The sequence below is a fragment of the Vibrio sp. 970 genome, assembly GCF_033339075.1.
In genome coordinates, this window is the sequence record NZ_JAWOTW010000002.1 from 137,345 (window position 1) to 154,125 (window position 16,781).

Here is a 16,781-nt window from a genome sequence, read left to right on the forward strand (position 1 = left end):
CGCATTATGGTTCATCAGATCACCTATTTTAAAGATGCATTCTCTGCGTGGGAGCAGTGGAATCTGACTGATTTTGATTACAAATGCGAGCATGTTCTGGCATTTAAATCTGCACTAGAAGGGCAGCAGTCTACCGTTGCCAAAGTGGTTTCTTACCACTTGCAACAAGCATCAACTCTTCTTGCAGAAACTCACCAGTTAGTTGGCCCTACAGGGGAAACTAACGAACTGTATGCCGCAGGACGCGGTGTGGCTTTGGTGATTTGTGAAAACAACATCGAGCCTGCTGATAATGCGTTATACAGTGCTTTTGCGATGATCACCTGTGCCTTAATTGCAGGCAACAGTGTGGTCGTTTGCAGTGACAATGCAGAGCTAAACCAACTGGTTAAGCAAGCTGTAGCGTTGGCAAACTTCCCATCTAACTTAGTCCAGGTTGTTGCGTACGATGCGTCTGCCCCGTTGCTTGAGAGCGATGTACGTAGTGTGGGTTATGTTGGGCGTTCACAGGTTGAGCATGCGCTCAATCTTCAACTAGCTAAGCGTGACGGTGCAATCGTCGGCTTAGTTTCTGAAACGGATTTAGAGTCACCGAAATTGGCTCATGATCCTCATCTCTCGTTGCGCTTCATTACTGAGCGCACTCGAACGATAAATATTACCGCGGTGGGTGGTAACGCAACTCTACTCGAGTTGGGGAACGAAACTCACTAACCTGACTTGTAATGCCAATCTGGAGTAACTGGACTGAGAGCCGGTCCAGATTGGTTTTTTATACTCTGATGTATTGCTGAGACGGTAAAATATCAGGGCAGGCAAGGAAGGAAATAATTATAACGAGGACTATCTAATGATAGAAAATAGCTTTGCTATCACGTCCACTTTTGTGGCGTATTTACTGATTATGGTTGCTATTGGCGTTTACGCGTATAAGAGGACTTCCAATTCATCTGACTACTTCCTAGGTGGCCGTAGCCTAGGTCCGTGGCCTGCTGCATTATCTGCAGGTGCTTCAGACATGAGTGGTTGGTTGCTGCTAGGCTTGCCTGGCTATGCGTACGCTGCGGGTATCGAGGCCTTCTGGTTAGCCGGCGGTCTACTTCTTGGTACATGGGCAAACTGGCTCATCAGTGCAAAACGCCTCCGTACCTACAGTATCCAAACTGACGCGCTAACGTTGCCAGAGTTCCTGTCACGTCGCTTCAACGATAAGTCGAAACTGATTCAGACAATCTCTGCGTTTTTCATTCTTCTATTTTTCCTTTTCTACACCAGCTCAGGTTTGGTCGCAGGGGGCAAACTGTTTGAGACGGTATTCGGTCTAGATTACACCTACGCTGTTATCATCGGTACGGTGTGTGTCGTTTCTTACACACTATTCGGTGGTTTCCTAGCGGTATCTTGGACTGACTTAGTGCAAGGTCTGCTAATGGCGGCTGCGCTAATGATTGTTCCTATAGCGGTAATGGACGGTGGTTTAGGTCAGCTAAGTTCTGATCTACATGACATCAACCCAGAACTTGCAACGCTATGGAATGACGCGAAAGGCGAACCATTGTCTGCGATTGCCATTATCTCTCTAGCGGCGTGGGGCCTTGGTTACTTTGGTCAGCCACACATCCTAGCGCGTTTTAAAGCGTCTCGTTCAAACAAAGATCTAACAACTGCACGTCGTATCGCAGTGATTTGGACGGCACTATCTATGGTTGGTGCAATGCTTGTTGGTCTTGTTGGTCTGGTTTGGGTTACGGGTCATCCGGGTACTCAACTAGAAGACGGCGAGAAGATCTTCATGCTATTGGTTAACGCAGTATTCCACCCTGTCGTTGCGGGTATGTTGTTAGCAGCAATCCTAGCGGCGGTAATGAGTACCGCTGACTCACAGCTCCTTGTTTCATCTTCAGCGCTTGCAGAAGATTTCTACAAGCAAGTATTCAAGCCAGAAGCGTCTTCTGAAGAAATCGTAATGATTGGTCGTATCGGTGTTATCGTTATTTCGCTTGTTGCGCTATTCCTAGCGATGACGCCTGATAGCTCAGTACTTGGTCTTGTATCTTACGCTTGGGCTGGTTTTGGTGCGGCATTTGGTCCTGCGGTTGTACTTAGCCTTTACTGGAGCGGTATGAACCGTAATGGCGCGTTAGCAGGTATTCTTGTTGGTGGTATCACTATCGTAGTTTGGAAGCAGCTAACAGGCGGTTGGTTTGATGTGTACGAAATCGTACCGGGCATCATCTTCTCTACGCTTGCCATCATTGTGGTAAGTAAAGCAACGGGTGGTGCTGCGCAAGACGTGTTAGACCAACACCAGTCGTTCGAGAAAAAACTGGTTGAACTAGACTAGTAACTTCCCGTATATGAACACAAAGCCCGCTATTTTAGCGGGCTTTGTTTTATCTGAAACTTAATTAACGTTAATGGTGGTAGCTTGAGATCAGAGCTTAGCATTGCTCGGTTAGATTGGAGTGTTAGTCGCGACGAATTTTGGCGTAAATAACGGTGTTACTCAGCTCTCCCGATGTGGTAAGACGTTCGTTTCTGAGCTCTCCTTCGAACTCATAACCACAGCGCTCGGCTACAGCCCGGCTCTTTTGGTTGGTGCTATCAGCATGAATTGCGATTCTCTTGGCGCCCAAGTCATCAAACGCATAGCGCTCAACTTCGAGCACAGCCTCGGCAACATAACCATTGCCAACGGCAGCATTATCTAACCAATAACCTATCTCAAAGGATGGTACGTCGGGATCTCGAATCATCAAGCCGACCGCACCCAGTAAGCGATCGCTTTCCTTTTCAATGATGTAGTAACGCAGCTCTTCTTCGAAGTTTTCAAAGTTTGCGATGGCTTTCTCTGTCCCTTCTATCATCGCTTCTAATGTCAGCACATGAGGCACCCACGGCAGATAGACTTCGAGAGTCTTTTGGCTGCGAACGACAGCTTGATGCGCCTCTTCGGCTCGTTCTAAACAAGCAGGGATGAGTTTGAGACGTTTCGTTTCCATGCCGACTCTCCTATGGGTGAAAAATGAACGGAAAATCATTTAAACAGATGTACTTAGAATGATCTAGTCAACGCCGTCATATTATTCACTTGGTTTGCCAGAGAGAAACTGAGAGAATCGAACCGTTATCAAACCAACTAGGTTCATTATGAAACTTTTAGTAAGAAACTTGGCTCGTCACATGACCGAGCAAGATATCCGCAAATTATTCTCAGCGTACGGCAAAGTAGAACTGTGTTCGCTAGTGCTTGATCAAGACACGGGTTTGTCGAAAGGCTTCGGTTTTGTCATCATGCCGGACGAAGCAGAAGCCATTTCTGCTCTTGAAGCACTGAATTTGACGAACGTAGAAAAAAGCAAAATTCGCGTGAAAGTCGCACAAGACTAACACAGAGAAAAGCCAGCGTTATTGCTGGCTTTTTTGTCTTTCTATTTAGAGACCAAATTGGCAACATTCTAGAATGTCTTCTCTTTTCGTTTTAGCGAGATTGATCATCAATTCTCTCTTCAAGTTGTTTCATTAAATCCTTTAACTGTAGAGAATCGAAATTGTCTGAATTCGGCACTTGGTAAGCGTCGTTGACTGTGTAGAGCATCAAACTTTTGCTAGAGAAGAACTCTTTCTGTATTTGGACTTTGACAATGTCATCAAGAGGTAGACGGAAGTAAACCGTTGAGCCCTGGCGGTACTTCAAGGTGTTGGTGCTTGCATCGATATCTAGCGTTTTAGGATTGAACGCGCGGCGCGTGAAGTACGTTGAGAGCAGTTTCAATCCTATTATTGTGAGTGCTACGAGTCCAAACTCGACGATCTTGTCTGCTAGGTAGGAAAAATAGAACAGCGACAACAATACAGTTCCTAGCAAGAAAGGGTTGTTCTTGGGCAGATTTTGTGAAGTTTCATGGATGATCATCCGACATATCCCTCTTCGATACGCGGTAAACTCACTGCACCAAGTAACTCCCCAGTGTTTCGCAAGGTAATAGCGTACGCCACGCCTTGATGCTGCTGATACATCGGATCGTGCCTATCTATCCATGCTTGCGCCATCGGTCGCTCATAAGGATGAGGGATGTTTGCTGTCATGTCGGCAATTCGCTTATCTCCAGCGAGTAAAGCCACTTGTTGGCAGTCATCGATATTGAATGGCCGGAGGACGAGTCTTTCGGTAGTGAGAATCGGTTGTATCGTCATGCATTTCTTCCTTGATGAGACGGCTATAGCTGCTAGCAACTGGTTTGCGGGGTAAATCGAGATAACAAGGCGTCTCGAAAGCTCGATCTAGCCAGGCGTGTAGTTGTCATGCGCCTTACTAAATAATAAGCCCGAACAATTGCTTATGTGTAATGTGTCGTATTATTACACACATAAGCACGTTTGCTCATATTGATGGTACAAAAGTTGAGGTCTGACCAATGTCTCAGTTTTTTGATACTTTCGTTCAATTTTTTGAAGATAGGGCACAAAAAATTAAAGGAGCTTTTTAATTGTGGAATTATTTTGAACAAAATATGTCAATTGTCAGTAGGACGAAAAAGTAGGGAGAAGAGAAATGCCGGATATATATTGCGCAGCTTGTAGAAAATCAACGCAACATAAAGTGATTATGAAGCGTTGCGAGCCTCAGTCTGTTGACTCGTTAACAGGCAAAATGGTGAGTTTTACACAGCTGATGGCGAAATTTGTATCAGGTGAACATTATTACGAGATGGAGCCTCAATACTACTGCCGTTGTTGTAATCATCGTGCAATTGGAGAGGTTGTTCCACATCCTACACGGCATACATCGGCCGCACTCTAATTCTGAGTGATAGCCATGATTAATGGCTAAATAGGGCAGTGTTGCCCGAACGACATATCTATACAGGCGTGTCATGCGCTTTCAAATTTGCGACTCCGCGGGAGCCGCTAGGTTGCTTTTTCTCTTCATATCACGGTTACTAAGTGAGCGGCAATAATCATAGCTCTTTCCCTCCTTCGTTGTTTTCTGGTTATTCTCTGCTGAATTTCACATGCTGTGCATTTGATGGTTTGCAATTGTTTGAGCAACGATTAATGTGATGCTTTCTAAGTGGTTACAAGGAAGCGGGTTAATGAGTTATCAATTGGACCGGATTGATTTACATATTTTGAGAGTGCTTCATTCGAGAGGCAGAATTCCGGTTGTAGAACTAGCAAAGCTGATTAACTTAACGACTTCTCCATGTTCTGACCGTGTAAAGCGGCTAGAAAAAGAAGGGTATATCAATGGTTACCATGCAGAGTTGAATGCGGAAAAGTTGGGGCTGGATGTGCAAGTATTCATCCATATTCGTTTAGACCAAACCAGTTTTTCTATTTTTGAAAAGTTTGCGAAAGCGGTGGAATTGATGCCTGAAATTGAAGAGTGCTACTCGCTCTCTGGAGATTTCGATACCATGATAAAAGTTCGTGTTAAGAGCATGAAAGCGTATCAGGAGTTTATGTCGAGTAAGTTAGGCACGCTTCCGGGCGTGATTCAAACTCGTAGTGAAGTGGTCATAGAAGAACATAAAACGGGATTTGGTGTTAATCCCGAGCTCCTTGGTTAGGCGAGGCATGTGTTGAGCCTCCTTATTTAACGTGGCTTGGTATATTACTTTTTCTCGATTAAAAAAGGAGCCGAAGCTCCTTTTTTAATAAATCGGTGAGCGATTATGCCCCGATAAAGGTACTGATAACGCCAATTAAACCACCAAAAACACCGCCCCAAACGACTAGCCAGCCAAGGTGTTCTTTGATCATCTTTTGCACCATTTCTTTAACTAATGCCGGTGTTAATTCGCTTAAACGTTGATCGATGATACCTTCAATGTTCTGCTTTATCTCATCCATCATTGCAGGAGATTCGAATTGCTCTTTCAGTGCTTCTTTGATGTTATCGCTCTTGCTCAACTCAATGATGGATTCTTGCATCTTTTCGACGAAAGGTTGGCGCATGGGTTGTAGCGCTTCCGAGCCGCCAAACATCGCTAGCATGCCACCAAACTGAGAGCCTTCAATTACTTCCACTAGGGAATCAAATGCTGGATTTAAATCTACTTTCTCAATTACTGGTTGAAGATCGATGTTCACACCGCCCGCCATTTCTTTATTCAAGAATCGGTCAATGTGCGCTTCAGTAAAAAACTGTTCCATCATCAGGTTTTTGATAGCCAGTTTAAACTCTTCAAATCGCGCGGGGATCACGCCAGAACCGTATAATCCAGGCACTTTCTCAAACAGCATATGGATGGCAAGCCAGTTGGTGATGGCGCCTGAGAACGCAAACAGCCCTGCATACCAAAGATAGTCGTTTTGTAATTGATGACCTCCAGCCATCAAAGCGATAGCGAGGACATTCGTTAGCAAACTTTTGTTCATAGTGACCAGTTATATATGAATATCGGAAAGAATAAGTGGGCCTGATTCTATACCTAAGTCACATTAAGATGCTAGGTTTTGCCGTGATGAGTAGTCTTGTAGCGAAGGGAAAAAAATGAATGCTCGGAAAAACAAAACCCGACAATCATTGTCGGGCCACTGCTTTTTCTTAGAAAAACTAAGATTCTATTTTTAATTTTAGATGCGGTAGATCTTACAACAAAGTTGGCATTTCCATCTTTCTGAGTAGCCAAATAGCTTGTCAGCCCAACTTGGTTTGAGTTGTACGATCTGCATTGAACCACATTTACACATAAGCTAATTACCTTATTGTTAATATAATAACTAAGCCATCTATTGAGTATAGCTGTTTCTCAAAAAGTGAAATGACAAATGAAGACGGCTCAATACTCTGTATTGTGTTCATTGCAATGGATACGCAACGAGGCGGTATATTAGCAGAAAAAGTGTGAGCTTTATCATGGAGAGTGTTTCATATATGAGAAACCACAATGGCTATATGAGCATCTAGCCATGGATTTAAATAAAAAACGGCGCTTAAAGCGCCGTTTTTATTGAGCTTATCACTCGTTAAGAAGCGTGTTGATTGTCTAGTTCTTCAGCGATAAATCCGCCAGTTTGATGCGCCCAAAGCTGGGCGTAAATGCCGTTATTCGCAATGAGTTCTTGATGAGAACCTTGTTCAACGATGCTGCCTTTATCTAGCACGATGAGGCGATCCATTTGTGCGATGGTCGATAATCGGTGAGCGATAGCAATAACCGTTTTCCCTTGCATTAATTCATTCAAGCTTTCCTGAATCGCTGCTTCGACTTCTGAATCCAGAGCCGATGTGGCTTCATCCAGTACCAGCAATGGTGCGTCTTTGAGTAGCACACGAGATATTGCGATACGCTGACGTTGGCCGCCAGACAGTTTTACACCACGTTCACCAACTTGCGCATCGTATCCGACATTACCAAATGGGTCGGTCAGAGTTTCGATAAACTCATGGGCATGCGCTTGCTTAGTGGCTTTCAGCAAATCTTCTTCTGTCGCATCTGGATTGCCATACAAAATATTGTCTCGAATTGAACGGTGTAACAGAGAAGTATCTTGGGTCACCATACCGATCTTTGAGCGTAAAGAGTCTTGTGTGACTTCTGAGATGTTCTGTCCATCGATCTTAATGCTGCCGTCTTCGACATCGTGGAAGCGAAGTAACAAGTTCACCAAAGTCGATTTTCCGGCGCCGGAGCGCCCGACCAAGCCTACTTTCTCTCCTGGTTTGATGTTGAGGTCGAGATGGCTAATCACGCCTTTGTTCTCACCGTAATGGAAGCTGACGTTATCAAAGTGAATGCCTCCTTCAGTGACAACCAAGTCTTTTGCGCCTGGTTTATCTTTAATATCAATAGGCTTAGAGAGCGTTTTCATTCCATCGACAACGGTTCCCATGTTTTCAAAGAGGGCGCCAACTTCCCACATTATCCACATAGACATACCGTTTACGCGCAATGCAAGACTAACAGCAATCGCAATCGCGCCAACGCTAATGGCACTATCCAACCACAAGTAAATCGATAAAGCAGCAACGGAAAATACCAAAATATAGTTTGAGATCTCTACAGCGACGTCGAAGCCGGTCACTAGGCGCATTTGACGATAGACCGTATTTAAAAATCCTTTCATGCCTTGCTCGGCATATTGGGTTTCGCGCTGGCTATGAGAAAACAGTTTGACGGTTTGAATATTGGTATAACTGTCGACGATACGCCCTGTCATTGTCGAACGTGCATCGGCCTGCGCTGAAGCGACGTCTTTGAGCTTAGGGACAAAATAGATTTGGATAGCGATGTAAGCGAGTAGCCAGACGATCATTGGGATCATCAAACGCCAGTCTGCCGTCGCTAACATAATGATCATGCTGGTGAAGTAAACCGTAACGTAAACAAACACATCCATAGCTTTCATCACGGTTTCGCGCACAGCTAATGAGGTTTGCATGACTTTCGTTGCGACTCGACCTGCAAAATCATCTTGATAGAAGTTCAAGCTTTGATTGAGCAAATACCGGTGTGCAAGCCAGCGGATAGACATTGGGTAGTTGCCCAATAACGTTTGATGAACGAGCAACGAGTACAAGATCACCAATATAGGCATGACAACCAGCAATAAGGCTCCGTAGAAAATCAAATCCGATTTGTTGTCTTGTAAGAACGTTTCTGGATTGCTGGTAGACAACCAATCAACCAATTGTCCCATCGCGCCAAACAACATTACCTCAACAACAGCCACAATTGTGGCCATCAAAGACATGATGATCAAAGGCTTTTCATAACCACGAGTGTAATAACGCAGAAAAGCGAACATCCCTGAAGGAGGCTGATCCGGTGTAGATTTGGGGAACGGCTCTGTAAAGCCTTCAAATCGTTTAAACATAACTCATCCTAAAGTTAAAACAGTGCCATTTGGGGTGGCTAAATCCATCGATTCACGCTGCTTTGGACGAAACCGCGTGTATGAGAGTTTTTTGCCTGCTCCTCGATAAAGCAGACCGATTGACGAGAGGGGCGAAAAAATAGTCTAACCGATTGTGTCTTAAATGTAACTAGTTGGTTATGAGTGTGATTGTCTATGGTTCTGATTCTTATGATGAATTCTTATCATGTTCATCGTGGTGCCATAAAAGCTTAAACCTGCAAAGTGACAATAAAATTTAAGGAAAAATGAACTTAATGCAGCAAAAATTACTTTTGTGCAATTAAATTAATTGTCAAAACAGCAAAACTGAAGTTAACAATAAATTTACAATCTCCTCATTCTAGTGATAAGGAATGTATTGGATGCTATTACACGAATCAGTGACCCAATTTGCTAATGGGAAAGAAGAAAGCACGCAAAGTGCTCAGCGCCAAACCGCAAACTGCGTAGTGATGGTGCCACCGAAAGAGTTTCGTTTTAATGAAGAAACCGCACAAGATAATGAGTTCCAACATAAAGTGTCACTCAGCCAAGAAGAAGTCTCACGTCGAGTAATGGCCGAGTTCGCGAGTATGGTTGCAACGCTGCGTCAAGAGGGCGTTCAAGTTGTTGAGTTTGATTATCCAACTTCAGATGTTGCGACGCCAGACGCGGTATTTCCAAACAATTGGTTTAGCACTACGCCAGATGGCACGTTGTACACCTTTCCAATGGCCTGTGAAAACCGTCAAAAAGAAGTACGTCCCGATGCGCTTGTAGCAGCACTAGCGCAAGCAGGGCGAGAAGTTCATCGACGCAGCAGTCTAACTGAATATCTTGACGAGCAAGCGTATTTAGAAAGCACGGGTGTGATGGTGTTTGACCACCTAAATAAAACGGTCTACGCCGCACTCTCACAACGTTGTGATCGTCTGGTTTTAGAAGATTACGCCGATCGTATTGGCTATGAACGAGTGATTTCTTTCCAAACTCGTTTGCCGTCTGGTGCGCCGATTTATCACACCAATGTGATGATGGCGGTTGGCGAACAGTTTTGCGTGATTTGTGACGAAGTGATCCCAGAATTTGAGCGTCGTTTTGTAATGAAGTCACTCGCCAAAGACAAGCAAGTCATCTCAATTTCGCTTGATCAGATGAACCAGTTCTGCGGTAACATTCTGCAACTGGAAACGATCAACGGCGACAAGGTGATTGCGATGTCGCAATCGGCGTACGATGCATTCTCACCTGCACAAAGAAAGCAATTGGCAACGCACGGTAAATTGCTGCCATTCGACGTTTCTACCATAGAATCTATTGGTGGTGGCTCGGTTCGTTGTATGTTGGGTGAGGTGTTCTTACCGAATCGTAAAGCTGTGCTTTAATAAACTGCACATTTCTTTTCAGCCGCAGTGAAAGGCTGACGAAGCGTTCTCTTCAAGGGTTTTTAGCCGTTAGCTCTGTGGCAGTACAGACTAACGGCTTTTTTGCGCTTTTTAGTTTTCTGACGATTTGCATAGGCGCCGCTTGGTTTAAGCGCCTAAAATAGGATGGTTCACCTAGCAGATTGTGGTAAAGTCCGCGCCTGCGTTTTACCGCATCTTCATTATTTTTATTGCTTCTTCAACCCAAAGTACAAGGTTTTCGTTAATGCCATTTTCTACTCTCTCATTGAGTTCTGAGCTGATTCACGCACTGCCAAAAGACTTCAAGAGACCGACCGATATTCAAGCGTTGGCCATTCCTGAGCTGTTGGCTGGTCAAGATCTATTGGCTTTGGCAAATACAGGCAGCGGCAAAACCCTTGCTTATGGTTTGCCTTTGTTGGAAAAGCTGAGTGTCAATCCAGAGCAAAAAGCGCTGATTCTTGTGCCAACGCGTGAGCTGGCAATGCAAGTGAGTGAAGCAATTAACCAAGTTGGTCAAGCTCTTGACCTCAACACAGTGTGTTTGTGTGGCGGCGTTGATAAAGAGCAACAACAGCAGGCGCTAGCGACAAATCCTCATATCCTTGTCGCGACGACAGGTCGTTTGGTTGATCTGGCAAACAACGGTTTAGACTTAAGCAATATCCATTACCTAGTGTTGGATGAAGCGGATCGTCTGTTGGATATGGGCTTTTGGCCTGACGTACAAAATATTGCGGGGCTTATTTCAAACCAGCGTCAAACCGCGATGTTCTCGGCAACGTTTTCAGATGAGTTGAAGGGTAAAGCGAAGCTGCTTATGCCGGCACCAAAGCAAGTTGCAGCGCATCAAGAAAACAGCACCAACCAAGATATTGCTGAAACGCTGTACCTCGTTAACAAAGGCAGTAAAACCAAGGCATTGATTGAACTGATTCAAAAAAACGCGTGGACTCAGGCATTAGTCTTTATTGGTGCGAAAGAGAACGCCGATGGCTTAGCGAAGAAGCTGAATAAAGCGGGCATCTCAACCAATGCGCTGCATGGCAATAAGAGTCAAGATGAGCGAGAAGAAGCACTGGCGCAGTTTAAATCTGGGCAAATTCAGGTGTTGATTGCCACCGATCTACTAGCGCGCGGCATTCACATTGAGCAATTGCCTGTAGTGATCAACTTTGAACTGCCAATGCATGCAGAAACCTATGTTCACCGGGTAGGACGCACCGCTCGCGCAGGCGAACAAGGTGTGGCGGTGTCATTGGTTTGTCATGGTGAAATGGACGCACTAAGCGCGATTCGTCACCTGACTCAACGTGCATTACCAGTGCAAGATATGGCAGGTTTTCCAGTAACGGATAAGCCATCAACTGGCGAGAGCAAACGCGCGCCACGTGATAAAAAAGCCAACCGTCGAACTCATGCTAAGAAGAGCATTAAGCAGTTTCAAGGTAAGTCGAAACGCCCAGCCCCGAGTGCGAAGTAAAACAAAAAACACGCTCTTGACGGCATAGTCGGTTCAGAGCGTGGCTTACAAATTTTACTTTTGAGTATTAACGGCAGTTGGGCCAATCAAGCGCATTTCCCAATCTTCGACTTCACCAGTTTCTAGACGGCGCTCGACCAGCTTGCCCCAAGACTCGACTAACGGCAGCTCAGACAGCTTAGTGAGTTCTTTTCTATCTAAACAGCCAGTGAAAACCGCGCCCATGATGCGAGCCAGTGGCCATTCTGGATAAGGTCTTTCGCACAGAATAATCTCGTCACCTGCACCGATATCGCCTTCTTCCAACACTCGGAAATACCAGCCTGTTCGAAGCGTATCTTGCAGTCTTCTCGCCATATCGTGTTGGTCAAAGCGTACGTTAAGTTTCCAACAAGGCATGCGACCTTGCGACACTTCCAGTAGTGTTGAGCCGATGCGAATTTTATCTTTCAAGCAAATCGTGGATTCGGTTACGCCTTCGGAGCTGATGTTTTCGCCAAAGCCGCCGGCGGATTGGAAAATGGTTCTTTCGCCTAATTCTTGTTGCCAGATTGGGTAGTGCTCGCTTGGGTAAATATGAAGCGCTTTTTGAATGCCACCATGAAAGCGCGGATCACCTTGCTCATCACTGATAAAACCGAGCTCTGTTGCATGCTGGCGCTCAGGCTGCACTTGTTTGTTGATTGCGCTTTGCGCTCCATGAGCATAAGGGACGGTTTTCCCTGCTAGCACAGCTTTTACGACGCCGATTTTCTTCATATAACCTCCTTATTATTTGAATGAGAGATAAAGTGTTTACCTTCATTCGCGATGCGGAGCATGATAGCCTAGTAAACTTGTGTCGGTATAGGGATGAAAAGACAACTAACAATGCTAACTCGCCAAATTGATTCGAAGTCAGGCGTCGTCACCTCCAATGAGATGATGGCCGCGAATTCCCATTCTCCTGTTTTAGTGAAAACCATCGACATGCCAAAAGGTTACATTGATGCGCTGCATCGACACACTTGGCATCAAATCATCTTTCCTATCAAAGGGTTATTGCAAACGCAAACGGAGCATTATCAGCATTTGGTTCCGCACACTTCTGCGTTATTTGTTCCTGCGGGTGTTCAACACGAGTCGATTGCTCTAAGCAACACGATATTTGTTGGCATTTACCTCAACCCTGAGTTTGGCGCAACGTACGAGCCACAAGTGAGAACCATTGCTTTAACGTCGTTTTTAAATGAGCTTTTACAAGAGATCCGCAGACAGTGTGAAGGTGAGACAAGCCACGAAGAAGTGCTGCATTTGCTGGCGGTGTTGCATGATCAAATTTTGAAAAGCAACGTGCAGACATTTCAGTTATTGCTGCCACAAGACAGACGACTAAAACTGATTTTCGAGCAATTGACTGACGAGCCCGCGTTAAGCTGTTCGCTAAAAGAGTGGGGGGAGAAAATTGGGGCATCGGAGCGTACTTTATCACGGTTGTTCGCCAAGGAATTCAACACTTCATTTCTGCTTTGGCGGCAACAAATTCGGCTAATTTACTCGCTTTCTTTGTTAGATGAATCGTTGTCAATCCAAGCCATTGCAGACCTAGTGGGTTATCAAAACGACTCATCCTACATCAAAGCATTTAAAGCCTATTTTGATATGACGCCACAACAGTTTAGAGTGAACGGCGCATCGCGCAGGTAGAAATACAGAGCTTCGACTTCACTTAATGTTTTTGAGTAGAAGTTACGAAACTTTCTTTTTTAATTTCAATTACATGGTATGAATAACAATGGCACCAACGATAAATACTCGAGTGAATCAATTCTGTTTTGGTCAACCCCAAACATCGCTGTCGTTGGAAAAAGAGCCCCTCAATCCGCTTGCTCAGGGCAAGGTTCGGGTGAGACTCGAAGCTACAAACATTAACCCAAGTGACTTGCTTTCCATTCATGGTGTTGGGCAATACCGCCGCGTTCACGTACCACCTCGCGTGCCGGGATTTGAAGCGGTTGGGCGTGTGGTGGAAGTCAGTGCAGTCGGTCAAACTGACCTTCAAGTTGGGCAAAAGGTGTTGGTGGCGATGAGTGGTACTTGGCAATACTACATAGATGCCTCGCCTGAGAATCTTTTTCCGCTACCTGAGAGTTTGGAGAACGGCTATGCCTGTCAGTTGTACATCAACGCGTTAACCGCGTGGGTGATCACCACTAAGGTAGCTAAGTTGAACAAAGACGATGTGGTGATCATCAATGCAGCAGGGTCAGCGATCGGTAAGATATTTGCCCAGCTCGCCCATTCACTGGGTTTTGCACTGATTGCTGTGACCTCAAAGCGAGACGAGTATCCGTACGATACCATTCCAGTGTTGGACGCGAAGAAAGACTTACAAGCGCAGCTGCAAACGCGCCAACTGCCACAACCAACGGTCGCTCTGGACGCGATAGGTGGTGAGGCTGGCACGGATCTCATTCGTACCTTGAAAGAAAACGGCCAATACATCAACTACGGAACATTGTCGTTAACGCCTTATACGCCTGAGTTTTTTGAATCGATGAAGGCCAACAACATCGACTTTAGTACATTCTTTTTGCGGTATTGGGAAGAATCGGTAGGTAAAGGCGGGAGAAAGACGGTGTTCGCTGAAATGTTAGAACACTTTATTAGCAGCGACATAAAGTTAAACGTTGCATATGATCTGCCGTTAGAGGACTTTCAAACAGCGATTGAAATGGTTGAGCGACGCTTGTCAGCAGTGTCAGGAAAAATCATTTTGACGCTGTGAATTACAGTGAGCCTGTTGAGAAAAGGGAGGATAAAATCCTCCCTTTTTTATGGGTTTACTTGTAATGATTGGGCTATTTTAGATGGAAGATTTGCTCTGTTTCGAGCGATGTCATCGCACGTACTTGACGCCAAATGTAATAAAAAATACCGAACATCATCAACATACTTGGGATGGCAATCATTGGGTAACTGTACAGCGTCATTTTCCCTAACTCTTCGTTAAAGGCAGCAGTACCAGAAGGGCTAGTCACAATCCAAGTCGCAAGGAAGTAGTTCATTGCAGATGAGAACGCAAAAGTACTTGCAAACAAGTAGTTAGAAGACATAAGGCAACGTTCGAACGCATCGGTTTTACCATTTTCTTTTAAACGTTGGTTAATCAACGCGAGATTCAACACTGTGTCATTCAGTACTAACTTCTGCATCAGTGGGTAGCGGGTAAACGTTGAACCCAAAACCGCTAAACCGATCAGGCCAGGAATCAGGGCTTCTTTTAGTGCTAACCAGCGTGTATCAAGCTCTAACAAGCCGATGCCACCAGTTAGTAGAACACTGATAAAGCCCAGAGCAGAAATAAAGTTAAATTTCTTGTTACGGACAAGGTCCATACCGCCATAAATGATAGGAAATAGCAAAGCGACAACCAGCGCCATTGCTGTCCCTAGATGCTCATCGCCACTAAACTTCATCAAAATGAAGGAAGGGATAAATACGTTGAAAAGGATTTCAAATAAGGGATTCGGCTTTTTCGCCGTCGTGTTACTCATAATGTTTTACTGACTCTACTCTATGTCGGCTGTTATTGTACTTTGACAAGAAGTGTTCATCTAGTCGCGCTTGATGTAAAGCGTTAAAGCGTCGAGTTGTGTAACGACTTATGAAATAGACCGGAGCATAGCCAGTTAGTTTACATGGTTGACTACTTTTTGTGTCTTAATGACTCTCCTTCTGTGCGATGATCTGATTACGCGCTCTGAATAATCGAGTCGCCACTGTGTTGTGGTTGAGCCTCAAGGCTTGGGCAATTTCATCATGATTCAACCCAGCCACTAAGCTCAAGAGCAACGGCTCTCGGTATTTGGGTTCGAGAATCATCATTTGTTTTTGAAGCCAATCTTGGGCCATGTCGTAGTCACTGCCAGGGTAGGTTTTTGTCTGTATTGCACACTCATCAATGTCGACAAAATCGTACTGTTTTCTATCAAAGCGCCGAGCATTCTCACGACGCAAAATAGTAATGAGCCAAGACTTCGCGGCGTTGGGGTCATTTAATTTATCAAAGAATCGCCACGCTTTCAGAAAGGTTTCTTGCGCTAAATCTTGAGCAAGGTGGTGATCTTTGCATAACCAATACGCGAGACGGTAAATCTCTTGGTATCGATCTTTCGTCAGTGCTTCGTAACGTTTATGTTTTTCCATAGCATTAAGATAAAAAGTTTGGAGAGCACGTTGTGTCTGCCAGATGAACGACAACCCTTTTTATCGCTTTTACAGTGATAAAAAGGGTTGTTCGATTAGGAAGACAAATTCGAAGAGTTAACCTTCCAAATATCGAAGGGTGACTCTGATTTCTTTCTTACACGCTTAAAATGGTTGGTTGGAAAAGCGTGAGTACTGGATGGCATCTGCGACTTCCTGAGCTTTAGACTCTGAAGTCATAAGGTGAAGTAGCTTAAGAGCAGCTTGATAGCTAACTAGGCTACCGTTCGAAGTGATAACGCCATCATCAATGACAAAATTCTGGTCGACTTGTACTTTGACTGCTGGGTAATCTCTTTGAAAGCCGTTTTCACCTCCGGCCCAAGTTGTTGCTTTTTTGCCGTTTAAAAGGCCAGCTTCGGCTAACAAATACGCGCCAGAGCAATTACTTGCCATCCAATCTGCCGCCTTTGAGGTAGTTTTAATAAAGTGAATGAGATCTTTATTTTCGATTAGTGCATCCATGTCATAGCTGGATGTTAAAACCAATACGTCGAGTTCCGGCAGATCACCAATCCAAGCATCCACACCAATTTTTAATCCTTCTTCAGTGGTGATGGTTTTCTGATCTGAGACGGAAATGGTGAGCACGTCATAATCACTAAACCAAGTGAGACGACTTGCGACGCCAAAGACCTCTAAAGGCGCAGTAACATCAGAGGTCAGTACGCCATCGTAAACCAGAATACCAATTCGTTTATCTGCGGCATGTGCTGTTTGAAGCACCCCAAAGAATAGGACTAGTGTCGCTATCAATAGTTGTAGTGCATTCTTCAATCCGTTTTTACCCATGGTTT

The 16,781-nt window shown here is 44.8% G+C and carries 17 protein-coding genes and 1 pseudogene; 9 read left to right on the forward strand and 9 right to left on the reverse strand.

Annotated features, from left to right (window positions below; genetic code table 11):
- The first annotated feature begins 6 nt into the window (after positions 1 to 6).
- Together R7Q11_RS03195 and putP are read left to right on the forward strand one after the other, a co-directional pair.
- Positions 7 to 714, forward strand: coding sequence for a 1-pyrroline-5-carboxylate dehydrogenase (locus R7Q11_RS03195; protein WP_006740880.1), 708 nt, complete (start codon positions 7 to 9; stop codon positions 712 to 714).
- A 136-nt stretch (positions 715 to 850) separates the two neighbouring features.
- A complete protein-coding gene (gene putP, locus R7Q11_RS03200) occupies positions 851 to 2,344 on the forward strand; it encodes a sodium/proline symporter PutP (RefSeq protein WP_005374582.1) in 1,494 nt (497 codons plus the stop codon).
- A gap of 124 nt (positions 2,345 to 2,468) precedes the next feature.
- Here putP and R7Q11_RS03205 read toward each other — a convergent pair whose 3' ends face one another.
- Positions 2,469 to 3,002 (reverse strand): GNAT family N-acetyltransferase, encoded by a 534-nt coding sequence (locus R7Q11_RS03205; RefSeq protein WP_017820066.1) that lies wholly within the window; start codon positions 3,000 to 3,002, stop codon positions 2,469 to 2,471.
- 148 nt (positions 3,003 to 3,150) lie between these two features.
- Here R7Q11_RS03205 and R7Q11_RS03210 point away from each other — a divergent pair, with 148 nt between their 5' ends.
- Entirely contained in the window at positions 3,151 to 3,390 is a 240-nt protein-coding gene (locus R7Q11_RS03210) for an RNA recognition motif domain-containing protein (RefSeq protein ID WP_005374587.1), read from the forward strand.
- Positions 3,391 to 3,481: 91 nt separating this feature from the next.
- Here the strand turns inward: R7Q11_RS03210 and R7Q11_RS03215 are convergent, their stop codons facing one another.
- The gene (locus R7Q11_RS03215) at positions 3,482 to 3,916 is read right to left on the reverse strand and encodes a hypothetical protein (RefSeq protein WP_017820067.1); all 435 of its coding nucleotides are present in this window, start codon (positions 3,914 to 3,916) and stop codon (positions 3,482 to 3,484) included.
- Positions 3,917 to 3,921: 5 nt separating this feature from the next.
- Positions 3,922 to 4,197, reverse strand: a pseudogene (locus R7Q11_RS03220) (GNAT family N-acetyltransferase); the annotation flags it as partial.
- Between the two features lie 358 nt (positions 4,198 to 4,555).
- On the opposite strand from R7Q11_RS03220, the gene R7Q11_RS03225 reads away from it, so the two are divergent.
- The gene (locus R7Q11_RS03225) at positions 4,556 to 4,804 is read left to right on the forward strand and encodes a hypothetical protein (RefSeq protein ID WP_005374593.1); all 249 of its coding nucleotides are present in this window, start codon (positions 4,556 to 4,558) and stop codon (positions 4,802 to 4,804) included.
- 292 nt (positions 4,805 to 5,096) lie between these two features.
- On the forward strand, positions 5,097 to 5,573 hold the full coding sequence (locus R7Q11_RS03230; protein ID WP_005374595.1) for an Lrp/AsnC family transcriptional regulator: 477 nt from the start codon (positions 5,097 to 5,099) through the stop codon (positions 5,571 to 5,573).
- Between the two features lie 103 nt (positions 5,574 to 5,676).
- On the opposite strand, the gene R7Q11_RS03235 is transcribed toward R7Q11_RS03230, so the two are convergent.
- Together R7Q11_RS03235 and R7Q11_RS03240 are read right to left on the reverse strand one after the other, a co-directional pair.
- The gene (locus R7Q11_RS03235; RefSeq protein ID WP_225466174.1) at positions 5,677 to 6,384 is read right to left on the reverse strand and encodes a DUF445 domain-containing protein; all 708 of its coding nucleotides are present in this window, start codon (positions 6,382 to 6,384) and stop codon (positions 5,677 to 5,679) included.
- 591 nt (positions 6,385 to 6,975) lie between these two features.
- Positions 6,976 to 8,826, reverse strand: coding sequence for an ABC transporter ATP-binding protein (locus tag R7Q11_RS03240; protein ID WP_005374597.1), 1,851 nt, complete (start codon positions 8,824 to 8,826; stop codon positions 6,976 to 6,978).
- Positions 8,827 to 9,230: 404 nt separating this feature from the next.
- Between R7Q11_RS03240 and R7Q11_RS03245 the strand changes: the two genes are divergently transcribed.
- The gene (locus R7Q11_RS03245; RefSeq protein ID WP_033906610.1) at positions 9,231 to 10,232 is read left to right on the forward strand and encodes an arginine deiminase-related protein; all 1,002 of its coding nucleotides are present in this window, start codon (positions 9,231 to 9,233) and stop codon (positions 10,230 to 10,232) included.
- 265 nt (positions 10,233 to 10,497) lie between these two features.
- On the forward strand, positions 10,498 to 11,736 hold the full coding sequence (locus tag R7Q11_RS03250) for a DEAD/DEAH box helicase (RefSeq protein ID WP_064355017.1): 1,239 nt from the start codon (positions 10,498 to 10,500) through the stop codon (positions 11,734 to 11,736).
- Positions 11,737 to 11,790: 54 nt separating this feature from the next.
- On the opposite strand, the gene R7Q11_RS03255 is transcribed toward R7Q11_RS03250, so the two are convergent.
- Positions 11,791 to 12,495: an MOSC domain-containing protein gene (locus R7Q11_RS03255; RefSeq protein WP_064355016.1), complete on the reverse strand. Its 705-nt coding sequence runs from the start codon at positions 12,493 to 12,495 to the stop codon at positions 11,791 to 11,793.
- Positions 12,496 to 12,606: 111 nt separating this feature from the next.
- Here R7Q11_RS03255 and R7Q11_RS03260 point away from each other — a divergent pair, with 111 nt between their 5' ends.
- Both R7Q11_RS03260 and R7Q11_RS03265 read left to right on the forward strand, forming a co-directional pair.
- Positions 12,607 to 13,422, forward strand: a complete 816-nt coding sequence (locus tag R7Q11_RS03260) for an AraC family transcriptional regulator (RefSeq protein WP_171053537.1) — start codon at positions 12,607 to 12,609, stop codon at positions 13,420 to 13,422.
- An 88-nt stretch (positions 13,423 to 13,510) separates the two neighbouring features.
- A complete protein-coding gene (locus tag R7Q11_RS03265; protein WP_225466175.1) occupies positions 13,511 to 14,503 on the forward strand; it encodes a zinc-dependent alcohol dehydrogenase family protein in 993 nt (330 codons plus the stop codon).
- A gap of 73 nt (positions 14,504 to 14,576) precedes the next feature.
- On the opposite strand, the gene R7Q11_RS03270 is transcribed toward R7Q11_RS03265, so the two are convergent.
- The 3 genes from R7Q11_RS03270 to R7Q11_RS03280 all read right to left on the reverse strand — a co-directional run bounded on the left by R7Q11_RS03270 (position 14,577) and on the right by R7Q11_RS03280 (position 16,776).
- Entirely contained in the window at positions 14,577 to 15,272 is a 696-nt protein-coding gene (locus R7Q11_RS03270) for a VC0807 family protein (protein ID WP_005383527.1), read from the reverse strand.
- Positions 15,273 to 15,438: 166 nt separating this feature from the next.
- Entirely contained in the window at positions 15,439 to 15,969 is a 531-nt protein-coding gene (locus tag R7Q11_RS03275; protein WP_255209459.1) for a sigma-70 family RNA polymerase sigma factor, read from the reverse strand.
- 120 nt (positions 15,970 to 16,089) lie between these two features.
- The gene (locus R7Q11_RS03280; protein WP_005374612.1) at positions 16,090 to 16,776 is read right to left on the reverse strand and encodes a DJ-1/PfpI family protein; all 687 of its coding nucleotides are present in this window, start codon (positions 16,774 to 16,776) and stop codon (positions 16,090 to 16,092) included.
- Positions 16,777 to 16,781: the final 5 nt, after the last annotated feature.

Coding starts and splice junctions, on each gene's coding strand:
- R7Q11_RS03195 (WP_006740880.1), top strand. CDS start 7: ATGGTTCATCAGATCACCTATTTTAAAGATGCATTCTCTGCGTGGGAG.
- putP (WP_005374582.1), top strand. CDS start 851: ATGATAGAAAATAGCTTTGCTATCACGTCCACTTTTGTGGCGTATTTA.
- R7Q11_RS03205 (WP_017820066.1), bottom strand. CDS start 3,002: ATGGAAACGAAACGTCTCAAACTCATCCCTGCTTGTTTAGAACGAGCC.
- R7Q11_RS03210 (WP_005374587.1), top strand. CDS start 3,151: ATGAAACTTTTAGTAAGAAACTTGGCTCGTCACATGACCGAGCAAGAT.
- R7Q11_RS03215 (WP_017820067.1), bottom strand. CDS start 3,916: ATGATCATCCATGAAACTTCACAAAATCTGCCCAAGAACAACCCTTTC.
- R7Q11_RS03225 (WP_005374593.1), top strand. CDS start 4,556: ATGCCGGATATATATTGCGCAGCTTGTAGAAAATCAACGCAACATAAA.
- R7Q11_RS03230 (WP_005374595.1), top strand. CDS start 5,097: ATGAGTTATCAATTGGACCGGATTGATTTACATATTTTGAGAGTGCTT.
- R7Q11_RS03235 (WP_225466174.1), bottom strand. CDS start 6,384: ATGAACAAAAGTTTGCTAACGAATGTCCTCGCTATCGCTTTGATGGCT.
- R7Q11_RS03240 (WP_005374597.1), bottom strand. CDS start 8,826: ATGTTTAAACGATTTGAAGGCTTTACAGAGCCGTTCCCCAAATCTACA.
- R7Q11_RS03245 (WP_033906610.1), top strand. CDS start 9,231: ATGCTATTACACGAATCAGTGACCCAATTTGCTAATGGGAAAGAAGAA.
- R7Q11_RS03250 (WP_064355017.1), top strand. CDS start 10,498: ATGCCATTTTCTACTCTCTCATTGAGTTCTGAGCTGATTCACGCACTG.
- R7Q11_RS03255 (WP_064355016.1), bottom strand. CDS start 12,495: ATGAAGAAAATCGGCGTCGTAAAAGCTGTGCTAGCAGGGAAAACCGTC.
- R7Q11_RS03260 (WP_171053537.1), top strand. CDS start 12,607: ATGCTAACTCGCCAAATTGATTCGAAGTCAGGCGTCGTCACCTCCAAT.
- R7Q11_RS03265 (WP_225466175.1), top strand. CDS start 13,511: ATGGCACCAACGATAAATACTCGAGTGAATCAATTCTGTTTTGGTCAA.
- R7Q11_RS03270 (WP_005383527.1), bottom strand. CDS start 15,272: ATGAGTAACACGACGGCGAAAAAGCCGAATCCCTTATTTGAAATCCTT.
- R7Q11_RS03280 (WP_005374612.1), bottom strand. CDS start 16,776: ATGGGTAAAAACGGATTGAAGAATGCACTACAACTATTGATAGCGACA.